Source organism: Xanthomonas sp. MLO165 (assembly GCF_018831305.1).
Lineage (GTDB): Bacteria > Pseudomonadota > Gammaproteobacteria > Xanthomonadales > Xanthomonadaceae > Xanthomonas > Xanthomonas arboricola.
The window spans coordinates 3,953,517-3,969,973 of record NZ_CP029263.1; the positions used below are offsets into that span (position 1 = coordinate 3,953,517).

General features: G+C 67.9%; 10 protein-coding genes. 4 read left to right on the plus strand and 6 right to left on the minus strand.

Annotated elements, in window-relative coordinates:
* Positions 1–73: 73 nt before the first annotated feature.
* The 4 genes from DGN21_RS16470 to xerD all read right to left on the minus strand — a co-directional run bounded on the left by DGN21_RS16470 (position 74) and on the right by xerD (position 11,144).
* Positions 74–4,042: a YadA-like family protein gene (locus tag DGN21_RS16470; protein ID WP_221208318.1), complete on the minus strand. Its 3,969-nt coding sequence runs from the start codon at positions 4,040–4,042 to the stop codon at positions 74–76.
* A 746-nt stretch (positions 4,043–4,788) separates the two neighbouring features.
* Entirely contained in the window at positions 4,789–8,838 is a 4,050-nt protein-coding gene (purL, locus tag DGN21_RS16475; protein WP_215825001.1) for a phosphoribosylformylglycinamidine synthase, read from the minus strand.
* 395 nt (positions 8,839–9,233) lie between these two features.
* Entirely contained in the window at positions 9,234–10,037 is an 804-nt protein-coding gene (locus DGN21_RS16480; RefSeq protein WP_016902881.1) for a DsbC family protein, read from the minus strand.
* A gap of 135 nt (positions 10,038–10,172) precedes the next feature.
* On the minus strand, positions 10,173–11,144 hold the full coding sequence (xerD, locus tag DGN21_RS16485; RefSeq protein WP_215825002.1) for a site-specific tyrosine recombinase XerD: 972 nt from the start codon (positions 11,142–11,144) through the stop codon (positions 10,173–10,175).
* Between the two features lie 109 nt (positions 11,145–11,253).
* Between xerD and DGN21_RS16490 the strand changes: the two genes are divergently transcribed.
* Positions 11,254–11,715 carry an RDD family protein gene (locus tag DGN21_RS16490; protein ID WP_215825003.1) on the plus strand — a complete coding sequence of 154 codons (462 nt, stop codon included), beginning with the start codon at positions 11,254–11,256 and terminating at the stop codon, positions 11,713–11,715.
* A gap of 143 nt (positions 11,716–11,858) precedes the next feature.
* Here the strand turns inward: DGN21_RS16490 and lptG are convergent, their stop codons facing one another.
* Together lptG and lptF are read right to left on the minus strand one after the other, a co-directional pair.
* Positions 11,859–12,965: an LPS export ABC transporter permease LptG gene (lptG, locus tag DGN21_RS16495; RefSeq protein WP_024939127.1), complete on the minus strand. Its 1,107-nt coding sequence runs from the start codon at positions 12,963–12,965 to the stop codon at positions 11,859–11,861.
* Positions 12,962–14,044 carry an LPS export ABC transporter permease LptF gene (gene lptF, locus DGN21_RS16500; RefSeq protein WP_039814671.1) on the minus strand — a complete coding sequence of 361 codons (1,083 nt, stop codon included), beginning with the start codon at positions 14,042–14,044 and terminating at the stop codon, positions 12,962–12,964. The genes lptG and lptF overlap by 4 nt, the downstream gene beginning before the upstream one ends.
* Before the next feature lie 107 nt (positions 14,045–14,151).
* Here lptF and DGN21_RS16505 point away from each other — a divergent pair, with 107 nt between their 5' ends.
* The 3 genes from DGN21_RS16505 to DGN21_RS16515 are packed head-to-tail and all read left to right on the plus strand — an operon-like array spanning position 14,152 to position 16,420.
* Complete coding sequence (locus DGN21_RS16505) at positions 14,152–15,624, plus strand: leucyl aminopeptidase (RefSeq protein ID WP_054592484.1); 1,473 nt, start codon at positions 14,152–14,154, stop codon at positions 15,622–15,624.
* On the plus strand, positions 15,624–15,995 hold the full coding sequence (locus DGN21_RS16510) for a hypothetical protein (RefSeq protein ID WP_215825004.1): 372 nt from the start codon (positions 15,624–15,626) through the stop codon (positions 15,993–15,995). The genes DGN21_RS16505 and DGN21_RS16510 overlap by 1 nt, the downstream gene beginning before the upstream one ends.
* A complete protein-coding gene (locus DGN21_RS16515) occupies positions 15,995–16,420 on the plus strand; it encodes a DNA polymerase III subunit chi (RefSeq protein WP_016902887.1) in 426 nt (141 codons plus the stop codon). The genes DGN21_RS16510 and DGN21_RS16515 overlap by 1 nt, the downstream gene beginning before the upstream one ends.
* The last annotated feature ends 37 nt before the right edge of the window (positions 16,421–16,457 follow it).

Sequence of the window (16,457 nt, forward strand, 5' to 3'; positions counted from 1 at the left end):
TCTTCAAGATGAAATGCAAATGAGTGAGCACGCAGCCGCCGCGAGCGCAGCCGCTGCGATGGCAAGACCTGCGCTACCAGCCGAAGCCGGCGCCCAGGCCGATCGACCGGTCGTCACCGCTGAGTGCGCCGCCCACCGTCAAGGTGGCGCGCGGGCTGATCGCACGCTGGTAGCCCACCGACAACGCCGATTCGCCGTTCTGGAAACCGACGCCGGCACCGACGCGGTTCTGTGTGGCGATACCACCGACGCTGGCGGCCATGTTCAACATCGCCGAGCTCATCGCGCCCTGACGATCCAGGCGACGGTTCTGCCGACGCAGACGGTCTTCGATATCGCCCTGGTAGGTCTCGAAGCTGTCGGCCATCGCGTTGTAGCGGCTGTCGGTATAGCTGTTGGCCGCGGCAACGCCGTTGTCCAGCTGGCCCTTGTTGACCGCATCGGTGGCACGTGTGCCGGCGGCCACATTGGCCACCTGACGCTCGCCGCCGACGCTGCCCACCGACACCGTGTTGGCACGATCGGCAACCGCCCCCTGACCCAGCGCGACCGCACCTTGTGCACTCGCACGTGCGCCCTGTCCGATCGCCGTGCCGGAGGCCGCACTGACCTGCGCGCCTTCGCCCATCGCCACCGCATTGGTCGCCACCGCGGCAATCTGCGTGTTGGCGCCGACCGCGGTGCTGCCATCGGCATTGACGCGCGCATTGCTGCCGATTGCGGTGTCGTTGGGGCCATGCGCATACGCGCTGCCGCCAATCGCCGTGCCGGTCACGTGGTTGGCCACTGCGGCCGTGCCGACGGCGGTGGACGTTGTGGCCGGGGTGATGCTGCCGACCACTGCTGCGGTGGGCGTGCCTTGGAGCGCGTTGCTTGCAGCAAGCCCGCTCGCCGTTGCGGTGACGGAGGACACCGCGCTGTCGGCCATGCCGTCAATGGCCAGCGATGTCGACTGCAGGCCATCGGCTGTCGCATCCGGGGTAGTGGCGACAATCGAGGCGTCCGCAGCCGGGGCTGGCGCCGTTGCCGCACGCGCTGCAGCCGAACGCGCCGCAGCGCCAGGCGTCGCGGTACCACCACGCGCATCCAGCTCGCTGACCTTGCTGTCCAGCGCAGTCAGCGCCTCGCCCACATTGCGGTAACTGCTGCCCTGGATTACGTAGGTCGGCGCGACGAACACGCCCTGCGCACCGATCGCCGCACCACCGCCGAGGAAGCTGGCGGCATTACTCAACGACTGGAACAGCTGGCCGCCGTTGATCGCATCGGTACTGCCACCGGCAATCGCACCATTGCCGACATTGACGATGCGGCGCGTGGCCGGGCCGCCGCGGCCATTGCCGTTGCCCACCGACACCACGTTGGCCTCGTAGCTGCGCGAACCTGCGCCCAGCGCCACCGAATCGGCACCGCTGGCACCGGCATTGGCACCGAGTGCGACGGCATCACGGCCACCCTCGCGGGTAAACGCGTTGTAGCCCACTGCCAGACTGTTGTTGCCCAACGCATTTGATTGCACGCCCAATGCCACCGCCGCGCTGCCCGTTTCGCCGACGAACACGCCCACGTTGGCATTGCGCCCGATCGCGATCGCATCGGGCGCATCCGCCTTGGCGTTGGTTCCCAGCGCGATATTGTCGCCATAGAGGATCGACGTATTGGCGCCGCTCCCGATCGCGATGCTCCTGCTGGAGGTGGCACGCGCGTCATAGCCGATGCCGATGCCCTCCGCGCCCTCGGCCGATGCCAATGCCCCCAGCGACACCGTGCGCGGAGCGAACGACGCGGCGCTATGGCCGATCGCCACCGCGTCGGTATTGTTGTCGTTGGAGAACACGTTGGCGTTGTAGCCAAGCGCAACGGCGTAATCGCCGTCGCTGCGCGCACCTGCGCCGATGGCAACGCCACCGACCCGGAACGCACCCGCCGGCCTGAGCGTGGAGCTGATCAGCGACATGCCGCCGAGCGTCACGCTGCGCTCGCCGGCGGCAACCGCCAGACTGCCCACGGCAACACTGCTCTCGCCAAGACTGGAGGCATTGAAGCCCACCGCCGTGGTCATGCTCGCGTCGGCCCGCGCACCAACACCGAAGGCCGACGCCGCCGTGCTGCGCGCGGTCGAGAACGCGCCCACCGCGGTGGCGACATCATCCTGCGCACGTGCGCTGAATCCCGCCGCCATCGATTGCTCGCCGCTGGCCGCTGCCCCCGTGCCGACCGCGGTGGCGAAGCTGCGCGTGGCAATCGCCCCGCTGCCCAGCGCCGCTGCACCGCGCGCCTGGGCCAAGGTGGCCTGTTCCTGCGCGCCGACGATGGAACCCGCCGCATCGAATACCGGCACGGACGCGACGCCACCCACTGCAACGGCCGAGGCATCGGCCGCGCTGGCGTTGCGGCCGACGGCCACGGCATCGCGCCCGAGTGCCAGACTGCCCGAGCCCAGCGCATTGGCACCATCGCCGATCGCGTTGCTGGCGCTCCCCAACGCCAGCGCGTTGAGTCCGTCGACATGGGCAGCGACTTCGTCCGTATCGGTCTTGCCAATGGCCAGCGTGCTGTCGAGACGGTCGGCCACCGCACGCACGCTGTCGAGTTGGGCGACATTGACTGCGTCATTGGCCTCGGTGCCTGCCGCCACGCTGGTGATCTGCCGCGTCAGCCCCGCCTGCACATCGCCAACCGACACCGTGTTGCTGCGGTTCGCGTAGGAATGCGCGCCCAGTGCGACGGCGCTGGAGGCAGAGCGGTTCCAGGCATCGTCAACAAAATCGCCCACGCGCGCGCCATAGCCGATTGCCACCGCATCGATGCCATTGGTTTGGGAATCTGCACCGATCGCGGTGTTGTTGCCGTTGAACCACGAGGTGCCGGCACGTGCGCCCAACGCGATGCTGTTTTCAGTGTAGGCGGTGCTGTCGTGACCGATCGAGATACCACCATCGCCCATCGCCAAGGCGAAACCACCCAGCGACACCGTGCGTGGCGCGAACGAACCGGCGCTGTGGCCGATCGCCACTGCATCGGTATTGCCTGGCGCATTGGGAAAGATGTTGGAATCGTAGCCAATGGCAATCGCATAATCGGACTGGCTCTGCGCACCTGCGCCGAGCGCGATGCCGCCTGTTCCGGTGGCAGCGGTGATCGAGCCGAAGTTGCTGATGCCACCGACCACCACGCTCTGCACGCCACTGGCCAATGCGGTATCGCCCACCGCGATACTGCTGCTGCCTTGGCTGCGCGCCCGGTAACCGAAGGCCGTGGACGTGTCTCCGCTGGCACGCGAACTGTAGCCGCCGGCGGTGGAAAGAAAACCACTGGCCGTGGACAAACCGCCGATCGCGGTGGCGCCGTCGTTGAAGGTCTGTGCGCGATAACCCAGCGCCGCGCTCTGCACGCCAGTGGCGCTGGCGCCGCTGCCAACGGCGCTGGAAAACGGATCCCCAGCCACTGCACCACCGCCAACGGCAGTGGCTCCCACACCGGACGCTTGCGTGGCCTGTTCGCGTTGCCCGATGACAAATCCGGATGCGTCGTAGTCGTAGACCGTTGCCACGCTGCCGACGGCGGTTGCCGATTCCCCTGCGGCCGACACGTTATGTCCGATCGCGGTGGCGTCGCGCTCCAATGCCAGGCTTCCGCCGCCGAACGCGCTGGTTCCATCGCCCAGCGCATTACTCGCATTGCCCAGTGCCAGCGCATCCTGCCCATCCGCAAACGCCGGTGCATCGGCATCGGCCGCAGGTGTTGCCGCTGCTCGCGCGCTCACGATGGCAGGCGCGGCGCTGTCGCTTGTCGCCGCATCGGCGTCGCAACGCTGTTGGCCTTGAACCACCGTGCAAGGTTCAAGCGCGTCGGCTTGCGTGGTCGTGGCCTGGGCAACTCCAGCCACGCCGGCAAGCGCCAGCAGCAGTGCCGCCGCCAGCCTGCCGCGGGCATGCCCGGCAGACCGATATAACGCTTGATTTCCCGCATCGCGGGCAAGCCTCACCGTTCGGCGATGAGCACGCTGCTCACCACCGGCATCCAATTGAATTCGCTTCATTACCGACTGACTCCCCATTGGTCTGGCATGTAAAAACCGACCACCGTACGATTGCATCGCACGGTCCCCCTGAGGTTTATCGAAAACGCACTCGCCCTGCTTCTGCAGCGGCAACTACCCGCGCAAAAGCATCCACGATCAATCCATAAAGTGCTGCAGAAACGCCATGAATCGAAGATTCATAACGTGGTCTGAATCTATTGAAAAACCAAAATTTCAATTGAGATTGACGTCACACAAGCAGCATCACCAGATACTTCGACTAAATACCTAGTAGTTTTGATAGTTACTTAAAGTAAACCATGTTTCGACCTTCACTAAATGCATTTCATCGCAACAGCGCCAATGCGACCGCAGACGTTCGCCCCCACCAGGAACGCATGCAACGTGATGGCGACAAGCCTTGTGCTGGCCGCGGGCCAGGCTGGAAAGCCGCGTTTTTCTCGAGTGTCCTGCCGATGCGCGCGCTGCGTGCAAGGACGTGGCTGCCATTGGCAGCTGTTGCAGGCGAGCCCGGCTCCTTGGGAGCCTGCAGTCGACCCAAACGCGGCCATGCATTTTCTTGCTCATAAAGCACCAGGCATCGCCACGCCGCTCGCGGCAACGGTCGAAGGACTCGATACCACCGCAGGCCGTCGCGCAGCTCCGACACCGGAAACGACAACGGCCGTGTGCATCGCTGCACACGGCCGTCCAATGACACGGTTGGTACGGCGCTTCAGCTCACGCCACACACCTCCGCACCGTCAACCGCACCAGACCCGCGCGTTGCGGAACATGCGCAGCCACGGCGAGTCCTCGCCCCAGTCGGCCGGGTGCCAGCTCAGGTTTGCCGTGCGCGGGGTGCGCTCCGGATGCGGCATCAGGATGGTGGCGCGACCGTCGCTGCTGGTCAGCCCGGTGATGCCGTCCGGCGAGCCGTTCGGATTGAGCGGGTACTGCGATGCCACCGCGCCATCGCCATCGATGAAGCGCAGGGCCACACGGGCAGCCGCCTGATCCACCACGGTGTCGAACTCGGCGCGGCCTTCGCCATGCGCCACCGCCACCGGGATCCGCGAACCGGCCATGCCGCGCAGGAAGATCGACGGCGACTCCACCACTTCCAGCAAGGCGGTGCGCGCTTCGAACTGCTCGCTGCGATTGCGCAAAAAGCGCGGCCAGTGCTCGGCACCGGGAATGATGTCCTTGAGCTGGCTGAGCATCTGGCAGCCGTTGCACACGCCCAACGCGAAGGTATCGCTGCGCGCAAAGAACGCGGCGAACGCATCGCGCAAGGCCGAGCGCTCGAGGATCGAGGTGGCCCAGCCACGGCCGGCACCCAGCACGTCGCCGTAGCTGAAGCCGCCGCAGGCGGCAAACCCGGAGAACTGCGCCAGATCCACGCGGCCTTCGATCAGGTCGCTCATGTGCACGTCGAACGCACGGAAACCGGCGCGCTCGAAGTTGTAGGCCATCTCGATCTGCCCGTTGACGCCCTGCTCGCGCAGGATCGCCACCTTGGGCCGCGCACCGGTCGCCACGAACGGCGCGGCCACGTCTTCGGACGGGTCGAACACCAGCTTCGGACGCAATCCCGGCGCCTGGAAGTCGCGTGCCTGCGCGCGCTCCTCGTCGGCGGTTTCCGGGTTGTCGCGCAATTTCTGCATGGCGTGCGTCACCGACCACCAGGCATCGAACAAGGCTTCCCAACGCCACTCGGCCAGCACCCGGCCCTGCCCGCTCACGCGGATGCGCGGCGCGCCGGTGGGGCGTGCGATGCGCTGCGCGCACTCGGTCAGCGCGTGCCGCTCGACCAGATCGGCGAACGCGGCGCGGTCCTCGCTGGCGATCTGCACCACCGCGCCCAGTTCTTCGTTGAACAGGCTGCGGAATGCATCGTCGCCCCAGGCATCGAGGGTGATGTCCAGGCCCTGCCGCGAGGCGAACGCCATCTCGCACAGCGCCGCAAACGCACCGCCATCGCTGCGGTCGTGGTACGCCAGCAACAGGCCGCTCTCGCGCGCCGCGCGGATCAGTTCAAAGAAGCTGCGCAGCCGCTGCGCATCGTCCAGATCCGGCACCTCGCCGCCGAACGCCGGCAATGCCGCAGCGTCGGCATACACCTGCGCCAGCACCGAACCGCCCAGGCGCTGCTTGCCGCCGCCCAACCCGATCAACCACAGCTCGCTCTCTTCGTCGCTGCGCAACAACGGCGTCAACTGCGTGCGCACATCGCCGACCGGCGCGAATGCACTGATGATCAGCGAGACCGGTGAAACGCTCTTGTGGGCGATGGGATTGGAGATTGGGGATTGGGGATTCGCAACGGCGGAAGGCTGCGGCGTTTCGCCATTCCCGATTCCCGATTCTCCATTCCCGACAACCCACTGCGCCTGCATCGACAGCGAGTCCTTGCCCACCGGCACGCTCAGTTCGAGTGCCGGGCACAGCTCCATGCCGATCGCGCGCACGGCGTCGTACAGCAGCGCGTCTTCGCCGGCGTGACCGGCGGCGGCCATCCAGTTGGCCGACAGCTTGATGCTGTCCAGCGTCTGCACCGGCGCGGCGCACAGGTTGGTGATCGCCTCGCCCACCGCCATGCGCGCCGACGCGGCGGCGTTCAACAACGCCAGCGGGGTGCGTTCGCCGATCGACATCGCCTCGCCGGCGAAGGTGTCGAAGCCGGCCAGGGTGATCGCGCAATCGGCCAGCGGCAGCTGCCACGGCCCGATCATCTGCTCGCGCGCGGTCAGGCCGCCCACGCTGCGGTCGCCGATGGTCACCAGAAAGCTCTTGGACGCCACCGTGGGATGCGCCAGCACGCGCAGGCCGGCCTGCTGCAGGTCCAGCGCGGCGGTCTGCAGCACCGGCCACTGCGGCGCCGGCGGATGCACCGCATCGCGATGCATCTTCGGTGCCTTGCCGAAGAGCACATCCATCGGCAGGTCGATCGGGAGCGGGGATTGGGGATTGGGGATTGGGGATTGGTTGGAAGCAACGGCGGACCCGGCAGCTGATGAATCGCTTTTGCGAATCTCGAATCCCGGCTCCCCAATCCCGTCCCCAAACACGCCATAGCCAACCACCAGCCGCTCCTCGGCCGTGGCCACGCCGACGGCGGCAAACGGGCAGCGTTCGCGCGCGCAGATGGCGGCAAATTCGTCCAGGCGTGCCTGCGGTACGCCCAGCACGTAGCGCTCCTGCGATTCGTTGCACCACAGTTCCAGCGGCGACAGTGAGGGGTCGTCGGTGAGCACGCGGCCCAGGTCGATGATGCCGCCCACGCCGGAGTCGTGCAGCAACTCGGGGATGGCGTTGGACAGGCCGCCCGCGCCCACATCGTGGAACCAGCGGATCGGGTTGTCGCTGCCCAGCGCCACGCAGCGGTCGATGACCTCCTGGCAGCGGCGCTCCATCTCCGGGTTTTCGCGCTGTACGCTGGCGAAATCCAGCGCCTCGGCACTGTCGCCGGCCGCCACCGAGCTGGCCGCACCACCACCCAGGCCGATCAGCATCGCCGGGCCGCCCAGCACGATCACCGCATCGCCGGGCTGCAGGCGCAGCTTCTCGACCTGATTGCGATCGATCGCGCCCAGGCCGCCGGCCAGCATGATCGGCTTGTCGTAGGCGCGGGTCAGGCCCTCACCTTCGGCAAGCTCGAAACTGCGGAAATAGCCGAGCAGGTTCGGCCGGCCGAATTCGTTGTTGAACGCGGCGCCGCCGAGCGGGCCGTCGAGCATGATGTCCAGCGCCGGGGCCATGCGCGGGTTCAGCGCGCGCGGCGCCTCCCACGGCTGCGGCAGGGTCGGGATGCGCAGGTGCGACACCGTGAACCCGGTCAGCCCGGCCTTGGGCTTGCCGCCGCGGCCGGTGGCGCCTTCGTCGCGGATCTCGCCACCGGCACCGGTGGCGGCGCCGGGAAACGGCGCGATCGCGGTCGGGTGGTTATGCGTTTCGACCTTGATCGCAAACGCCGACGGCATCACCGCCTCGGCACGGTACTCGCCACTGGCCGGATCCGGGCGATAGCGCGCGGCCGGCACGCCTTCCACCACCGCCGCGTTGTCGCTGTAGGCCGACAAGGTGTGCTGCGGGGTCTGCTGGTGGGTGTGCTTGATCATGCGGAACAGCGAGCGTTCCTGCGGCTTGCCGTCGATGGTCCAGCTGGCATTGAAGATCTTGTGCCGGCAGTGCTCGGAATTGGCCTGGGCGAACATCATCAGCTCGACATCGGCCGGGTCGCGGCCCAGCTCGGCGAAGCGTTCGCGCAGGTAGTCGATCTCGTCCTGCGCCAGCGCCAGACCGAGGTCGCGGTTGGCCTGTTCCAGCGCCGCCAGCGGCACGCGCTGCAACTGTCCGCGATCGGGCACGTTGAACAGCGCCTCGGCGGCCGCGGCCGAGCCGAGCAGCGACTGCGTCATCGGGTCGTGCAGCAGCTTGGCCACAGCGGCCTGCATCGCTTCGTCGGCCGGCCAGCCGGCCAGATCGATGCGGGTGCCGCGCTCCACGCGCTGGATCGGCTGCCCAGCCCCACGCACCAGCTCGGTGGCCTTGCTCGACCACGGCGACAAGGTGCCCAGACGCGGCACCACATAGCGCGAGGAGGCATCCTCGGCCCGCGGCGTGGGGGCGGCTTCGGCCTGCAGGATCCGCTGCAAGGTGGCCTGGTCGGGCGCTTGCCCGGCCTCGGCGCGGATGAAGTACACGTGCCAGGCGCCGGTGATGCGCAGCGCGGGAACGAGGGTTTGCAGGCGGGTTTCGAGCCGAGCGCGGCGGAACGGCGAAAGGGCGGAAGCGCCCTCGAGGACCATCATGTCCGGGGAACCGTGTCAGAAACGGGGCTGCAGATTGTAACGGAGCTGATGCGTCGGCGCCGGACCCGGCGTGGGTGGGCCGCCGATCCGTGTGGTGATCATTCGCATAGCCCGGGCCGGATTCGGCGCGTTCCGGCCGATGCGGCAACAGCAACAGCAAGGCAAATGGCGATGCAAGCAGGGATTGTCGCGCCCACCTGCCTTTGGGCCGGTCTCCGCGCGGTGGCAACGTCGGCAACGCAGGCCAATGCCGGTCCACCGCCGCTCTCACCCCATAAACCATGCAGCCAGCCCGACCCTGAAACGCAGAAGGCCGGAATGCATGCATTCCGGCCTTCTGATCGATCACACCGACCGCCGCAGCGGCCAGCATCCCGGCTCCGCTGCCGGATACCTCAGCGGCTGCCGCCGGCAGTGCTGACCGCGCGCTTTTCCAGCGCCTCACGCAGCTGCGCCGGCGGCAGGTAGCCACCGAGCTGGGTGCCGTCCGGCGCAAAGATCGCCGGGGTGCCATTGACGCCCAGACGCTGGCCCAGCGTGTATTCCATGGACACCGGGTTCTTGCAGTCCTTGGCATTCACCGGCTGCCCGGACTTGGCCGCGGTCAGGGCCTGCTTGCGGTCGGCGGCGCACCACACCGCGATCATTTCCTTGTGGTCCTGGCTGCCCAGGCCCATGCGCGGAAACGCCAGATATTCCACCGCGATCCCCTGCTTGTTGAGTTCGCCGATCTCGCTGTGCAGCTTGCGGCAGTAGCCGCATTCCACGTCGGTGAACACCGTCACGGTGTACTTGGGGTTTGCCGGTGCGAACACGATGCGGTCGGCCTTGGGCACTGTCTCCAGCTGCTTGCGGCGGTAGGCCAGCAGGCCCGGGCTGGCAGCGAACTGCTTGTTCTGGATGTCGAACGGCTGCGCCTGGATCAGGTAGCGGCCGTCGTCGCTGACGTACAGCACCTGCCCGCCGACCACCACTTCGCGGAAACCGGGAAACGGCGCGGCGCCGATGTAGTCCGGCTTGAAATCCGGATCCAGCGCCTTGAGCGCGACGCTCACACGCTGGTCCACATTGCCCGCAGCGGCGGGGGCAGCGGCGGCGGCTGGCTTGGCGCCGGCATTGCTTGCCGCAGGCTGCGAGGATTGCGCGCAGGCGGTAAGGCTGATTGCGCCCAGCAGCGCGGCGATGGCAAGACGATACATTCACGCATCCAGTGGAATGGGGTGCCTGGATTCTCGCACAGCGCAGATGAAGCCAGGCAGCGAGCGGGACGCTTTGTTTGCCGGCCGAGCCGCTGAATGGGCCACGGCGGGCCGCCGCTGCGCCTGCGGCCGCAGTCAGCCGCGCGGATGATGGGCGGCGTGCAGCTTCTGCAGGTGCTGACGCGCCACCAGGGTGTAGATCTGCGTGGTGGACAGCGAGCTGTGACCGAGCAGCATCTGCAGCGCGCGCAGGTCCGCACCGTGGTTGAGCAGATGGGTGGCAAAGCTGTGCCGCAGCCCGTGCGGGCTGAGCGTGGCGGGGTCGATCCCGGCCACCGCCGCATAGCGTTTGACCAGCGCCCAGAACTGCTGGCGGCTGGGCGGCTGCCGTGCTGCATCGATGAACAACGGCACCTGCCCGTCCACTGCCGCCACCGCCTTGTGGCTGGCCAGCAGCGGGCGCGCCTGGCTCAGATACCGCTCCAGCCAGTGCTGGGACTCCTCGCCCAACGGGACCAGCCGCTCCTTGCTGCCCTTGCCGGTGACCCGCAGCACGCCCTGGCGCAGGTTGACCCCCACCGCCGGCAGGTTGACCAGTTCGCTGACGCGCAGGCCGGCCGCATACATCAGCTCGAGCATTGCGCGGTCGCGCAGGCCCAGCGGCGTGTCGATCTCGGGCGCGGCCAACAGCGCCTCGATCTGCGTTTCGGTCAGCGCCTTGGGCAAGCTACGGGGCAACTTTGGTGGGTCGATCAGCGCCGTCGGGTCGTCGCTGCGTACCCCATCGCGCAGGCACAGCGCGTAGAACGCCCGCAGCGTCGACAATAGCCGCGCTGTGCTGCGTGGGGAGTAATTGGCCTGAGAGCGCCAGCGCAGATAGTCGAACAACGCCGCCCGATCGACACCCAGCAGGCCGCCGCCGGCACCGTCGCGCCAGCGCGCCAGGCCTTCCAGGTCGCGCCGGTAACTGTCCAGGGTCTGCCGTGCCACGCCCTGCTCGGCCCATAACCGGTCCAGGAAGCGTTCGATGGCGGCGGCATCGGCCGCCTGCACCGGTGGCAGGTGTTGCGCCAGTTGGCGACGTTCGGCGGGACTGCTGGCTGACATCGCAACAGCATAGAGCGTGACATGCGATTTGCGGCGCGCCGTGTCGGCCAGGCGCGGGATTGCCGCAGCGCGACGTTGCCCGATCGGCTGCGCCGGCTATGCTCGCGGCATGACCTCGCCCCCTTCACCGCGCAGCGCGCGACCGCCCGCCCTGGTGGTCTGGCGCCTGCTGGCCCTGTGCTACGACGCCTGGCCGGTCCTGGCGCTATGGATGCTGATCTCCGCCGCGTTCACGCTGGGCTTTACGCTTGCCGGGCACCCGGCCCGCGAAAACATTGCCCCCTTCAGCGGCTGGCAATGGCTGCTATGGCTGTGCTGCTGGATCGCCGCCGGGGTGTACGCCACCGTCAGCTGGCGACGGGGTGGCCAGACCCTGGGCATGCGCCCATGGCGGTTGTCGCTGGTCGGCCCGCAAGCCACCTGGCGCGCGCTCTGGATCCGCTATGCCGTCGGCACGCTGTCGCTGACCTTGGCTGGCGCAGGATTCTGGTGGGCCTGGCTGGATCGCGACCGCCTGGCCTGGCACGACCGCGCCAGTGGTACCCGGCTGCAGCGCACGCCCAAGCGCTGAAACGACCAGACCGGCCTTTTGCCGATCTTTACGGCAGGCGCCGCAGGAGTGCGGCGGTCATGCGACGTACTAACCGCCTACACGCATGGAGCGGCAACCGCTGCTCAGAGCAGGCAGAACAAGGCTCCACCGACGCATCGGCGTCAGCTACTGCGCCGTCGGAACAGCCATGCCGACACGCCCAGCATCACCATCGGCGGCAGCGCGTAGGCGATGCGGTAATCCAGCTTGAGCGCGCCGGCCATGCGGCCGAAGAACAGCTGCAGCAGCCAGAACCCCAGCGCGAACAGGATGCCCAGGAACAGCCGCTTGCCCAGGCCGCCGCTACGCAGCGAACCGAACGAAAACGGAATCGCCGCCAGGCACAGCGCCAGGACGTTGAGTGGATAGAACCAGCGGCTCCAGTACTGGTCTTCGTAGTCGCGTGCGTCCAGGCCGTTGCGGCGGCGGTACTCGATGCTCTGTTCCAGATCGCGCGCGGACAGGTTGCGCGGCTTGGCCAGACCAGCCGCCAGCGCCGCCGGGCTGAGCTGGGATTGCCACGGCAGCTCGGGGAAGGTTTCGCGCTGCACCGAGCGCTCCTGGAAGGTGTCGCGGCGCACCTGGCGCAGCGTCCAGGTCCCATTGCGGTTCTCGGCCAGTGCCGCATAGGTCAGCTGCTGCATGCGGCCGCTGGCATCGAGGTGGTACAGCCGCACATCGTGCAGGTCCAGCGCGGTGCCGCCGCCATCGAGCAGCTTTTCTTCGCCGCTGAGCGCATTGAGGAAGGTGTCGCCCTCGCGCGCCCACAGGCCGGAATAGCGCGAGCCGGCCATGTTGCTGTTGTAGCGGGCGCTGGTCTTGAGGGTATCGGCCTGGTTCTGTGCCCACGGCCCCACCGTCTCGCCACTGATCACCATGGTGGCGGTCAGCAGCGCCATGGCCGCCACCACCGAGGCCGACATACGCTTGCGCGACACGCCCAGCGCGCGCAGCGCGGTGAGCTCGGACGTTGCCGCCAGCTGCCCCAGGCCCATCAAGGCGCCGATCACCGCCGCGGTGGGAAACAAGGTGTAGGCCCGGCGCGGCACGGTATAGGCCACATAGGCCACCGCATGGCCAAAGCTGTAGCTGCCCTGGCCGATGCTTTTGGCCTCGCTGGCAAAGGCGTTGACCAGGTCCAGGCCCAGCAGCACCGCCCACGTCAGCAGCACGGTGAACAACACCGCGCGCCCGATGTACCAGTCATGCACCCGCGGCATCAGCCTCATGCGCGCACCCTCGGCCGACGCACGCGGCCATCGCGCGCATACGCCCAGATCGCCACCGCCAGCAGCGGCAGGGTCAGCCACCACAGACCGAGCGCGGCCGGCGTCTTGCCATTGGCGATCCACTGGGTGCCGACGATCATCAGATTGGTGCCCACCATGTACGCCAGGAAGGCCAGCATGATCCGGCCATACCGCTGCTGCCGCGGCGCGCTGCGCGACAGCGGCAGGGTCAGCAGCGCGAAGGCCAGCGCCAGCAGCGGCGGCGCCAGGCGCTCATGCAGCTGCGCGCGCGCGGCCGGGCGCTGGTCCGACAGCAGCTGCGTGGTCCACATCACTTCCGGATCGTTGGCATCGTGCACCTGGGTCCGGTCGGGCAAGGCCACATCGTTGCTGGCGAACTTCATCAGGCGGTAGTCCAGGGTGTTGCCGGCGGCCGGGCCTTCGATGCGGTAGCCGTCCTCCAGGCGCAGATAACGGTCGGCCTTGCCTTCGAAGAACATCGCGCCGCGGTCGGCGGTGACCACATCGATGCGGTCGTCCTTCTGGCGCTGCATGAAGACCTTGCCCAGCCCCTTGCCGTCGGCCGAGATCGTGGTCAGGTACACCACGCCGCCACCGGACAGCGGGGTGAACTTGCCCGACTCCAGGCCGGCCATCACGATGCTGCGGTTGGCGTCTTCCAGCATGGTCTCGGCGGTGCGGCTGGCCCAGGGGCCCAGCCACAGCGAGCACAGCCCGATCACCACCACCACCGGCACCACCAGCATCAGCATCGGCCGCAGCAGGCGCCGCGGGCCCACACCGATGGCGGTGATGACGGCCATTTCTGAATCGCGGTACAGCCGCGCCAGTGCCAATAACAGCCCCAGCATCAGCGCCAGCGGCAGGATGATCGGCAGATACGCAACGAATTGCAGGCCCACCTGAGACAGCAGCAAGCGAGCAGGGATGCGGCCGTCGGCGATATTGCCGAGGATATCCACCAGCACACCGCCGACGCTGACGACCAGCAGCACGATCAAGGTGGCCAGGAAGCTCTGGGTGAAATCGCTAAGCAGGTATCGATCGAGCTTCGGCATGGGGTGGGCTTGTTTTAAACTCTCGGATTCGTTCGCGGCGGCGCCAGCCTAGTCCGGTTGGCGTAAACAGCCCGCGATTGTACGGATTTGCCTACGGAATCTGATCAATGGCCCTGCAATTCACCCTGAACCAAGACGCGCCGGCAAGCGCCGCCGTCGACTGCATCGTGGTTGGCGTGTTCGCCGACAAGACCCTGTCGCCCGCCGCCCAGGCACTCGATAGCGCCAGCCAGGGCCGTCTGACGGCCCTGGTGGCACGCGGCGATGTGGCTGCCAAGACCGGCAGCACCAGCCTGCTGCACGACCTGCCCGGCGTCGCCGCCCCGCGCGTGCTGGTAGTCGGCCTGGGCGAAGCCGGCAAGTTCGGCGTGGCGCCGTACCTCAAGGCGGTGGGCGATGCGACCCGCGCGCTGAAGACCGGCCCGGTCGGCACCGCCCTGCTCACCCTGACCGAATTGCCGGTCAAGGCGCGCGACAGCGCCTGGAACATCCGCCAGGCCATCATCGTCAGCGACCACGCCGCTTACCGTTACACCGCCACGCTGGGCAAGAAGAAGGTCGACGAGACCGGCCTGACCACGCTGGCGATCGCCGGCGACGACGCCCGCGCACTGGCCGTGGGCGTGGCCACCGCCGAGGGCGTGGAGTTCGCCCGCGAGCTGGGCAACCTGCCGCCGAATTACTGCACCCCGGCCTATCTGGCCGAGACCGCCGCCGGGTTCGCCGGCAAGTTCCCCGGCGCCGAGGCCGAGATCCTGGACGAGACGCAGATGGAGTCGCTCGGCATGGGCTCGCTGCTGTCGGTGGCGCGTGGCTCGGCCAACCGCCCGCGGCTGATCGTGCTGAAGTGGAACGGCGGCGGCGACGCGCGTCCCTACGTGCTGGTCGGCAAGGGCATCACCTTCGACACCGGCGGCGTCAACCTCAAGACGCAGGGCGGCATCGAGGAAATGAAGTACGACATGTGCGGCGGCGCCAACGTCATTGGCACCTTCGTGGCCACCGTCAAGGCCGAGCTACCGATCAACCTGGTGGTGGTGGTGCCGGCGGTGGAGAACGCCATCGACGGCAATGCCTACCGCCCCTCCGACGTGATCACCAGCATGTCCGGCAAGACCATCGAGGTCGGCAACACCGACGCCGAAGGCCGCCTGATCCTGTGCGATGCGCTGACCTACGCCGAGCGCTTCAACCCCGAAGCATTGGTGGACGTGGCCACGCTGACCGGCGCCTGCATGGTGGCGCTGGGCCACCAGACCGCCGGCCTGATGAGCAAGCACGACGACCTGGCCAACGAACTGCTGGCCGCCGGCGAGCACGTGTTCGACCGCGCCTGGCGCCTGCCGTTGTGGGACGAGTACCAGGGCCTGCTGGATTCCACCTTCGCCGACGTCTACAACATCGGCGGCCGCTGGGGCGGCGCGATCACCGCCGGCTGCTTCCTGTCGCGCTTCACCGAGAACCAGCGCTGGGCGCATCTGGACATCGCCGGCGTCGCCAGCGACGAAGGCAAGCGCGGCATGGCCACCGGCCGCCCGGTGGGGCTGCTGACCCAGTGGTTGCTGGACCGCGCGGCCTGATGTCGCCACGCACTGCACTGGCGCTGATTGCCGGCTTCTCCGTTGTGAACGGAGCAGCCAGCGCGGTGCCGGGCTGGACCAACCCCGGCATCGATCTGCTGTGGATCGTCATGCAGATTGTGCTGTTGTTTGTCTGGCTGGCGGCCGACAGCCGCCGGCTCGGCTACCGCCGGCCGGCCTGGATGAATATCGGCATCGTGGCGTTCGCCGTGCTGTTCCTGCCGGTGTATCTGTACCGTTCGCGCCCGCCGGGGCGCCGCCTGCGTGCATTCGGCGGCCTACTGTTGGCCGTGCTCGGCTTTGCTGCGCTGTTCGTGGCCGCCGGCATGGCCACCGAATTCTTGCTCTCCTCCCGCTTTGTGACCGCCTGATGCCCCGTGCCGATTTCTACCTGATCGCCAAACCGCGCTTCCTCAACGAACCGCTGCGGCTGGTCTGCGAGCTGGCGCGCAAGGCCAACGACGCCAACCTGTCCACGCTGATCCTGGCGCGCGACGCCGCGCAGGCCGAGGCATTGGACGACCTGCTGTGGGCATTCGATGACGAGGCCTACATCCCGCACCAGATTGCCGGCACCGACGAGGAAGACGAGCTGGCGCCGGTGCTGATCGCCGCGCCGGAGTTCGATGCCCCCTCGCGCCCGCTGGTGATCAACCTGCGCGACGACCCCTACCTGGGTGCCTGCGACCGCGTACTGGAAGTCGTCCCGGCCGACCCCGCCGCCCGCGAACCGCTGCGCGAGCGCTGGAAGCAGTACAAGGCCCTGGGCCTGGAACTGACCAAATACGACATGTGAGTGGGCGGGGATTGGGGAGTCGGGATTGGGGATTGGC

Coding starts and splice junctions, on each gene's coding strand:
- DGN21_RS16515 (WP_016902887.1), top strand. CDS start 15,995: ATGCCCCGTGCCGATTTCTACCTGATCGCCAAACCGCGCTTCCTCAAC.
- lptG (WP_024939127.1), bottom strand. CDS start 12,965: ATGAGGCTGATGCCGCGGGTGCATGACTGGTACATCGGGCGCGCGGTG.
- DGN21_RS16505 (WP_054592484.1), top strand. CDS start 14,152: ATGGCCCTGCAATTCACCCTGAACCAAGACGCGCCGGCAAGCGCCGCC.
- DGN21_RS16480 (WP_016902881.1), bottom strand. CDS start 10,037: ATGTATCGTCTTGCCATCGCCGCGCTGCTGGGCGCAATCAGCCTTACC.
- purL (WP_215825001.1), bottom strand. CDS start 8,838: ATGATGGTCCTCGAGGGCGCTTCCGCCCTTTCGCCGTTCCGCCGCGCT.
- DGN21_RS16510 (WP_215825004.1), top strand. CDS start 15,624: ATGTCGCCACGCACTGCACTGGCGCTGATTGCCGGCTTCTCCGTTGTG.
- lptF (WP_039814671.1), bottom strand. CDS start 14,044: ATGCCGAAGCTCGATCGATACCTGCTTAGCGATTTCACCCAGAGCTTC.
- DGN21_RS16470 (WP_221208318.1), bottom strand. CDS start 4,042: ATGAAGCGAATTCAATTGGATGCCGGTGGTGAGCAGCGTGCTCATCGC.
- xerD (WP_215825002.1), bottom strand. CDS start 11,144: ATGTCAGCCAGCAGTCCCGCCGAACGTCGCCAACTGGCGCAACACCTG.
- DGN21_RS16490 (WP_215825003.1), top strand. CDS start 11,254: ATGACCTCGCCCCCTTCACCGCGCAGCGCGCGACCGCCCGCCCTGGTG.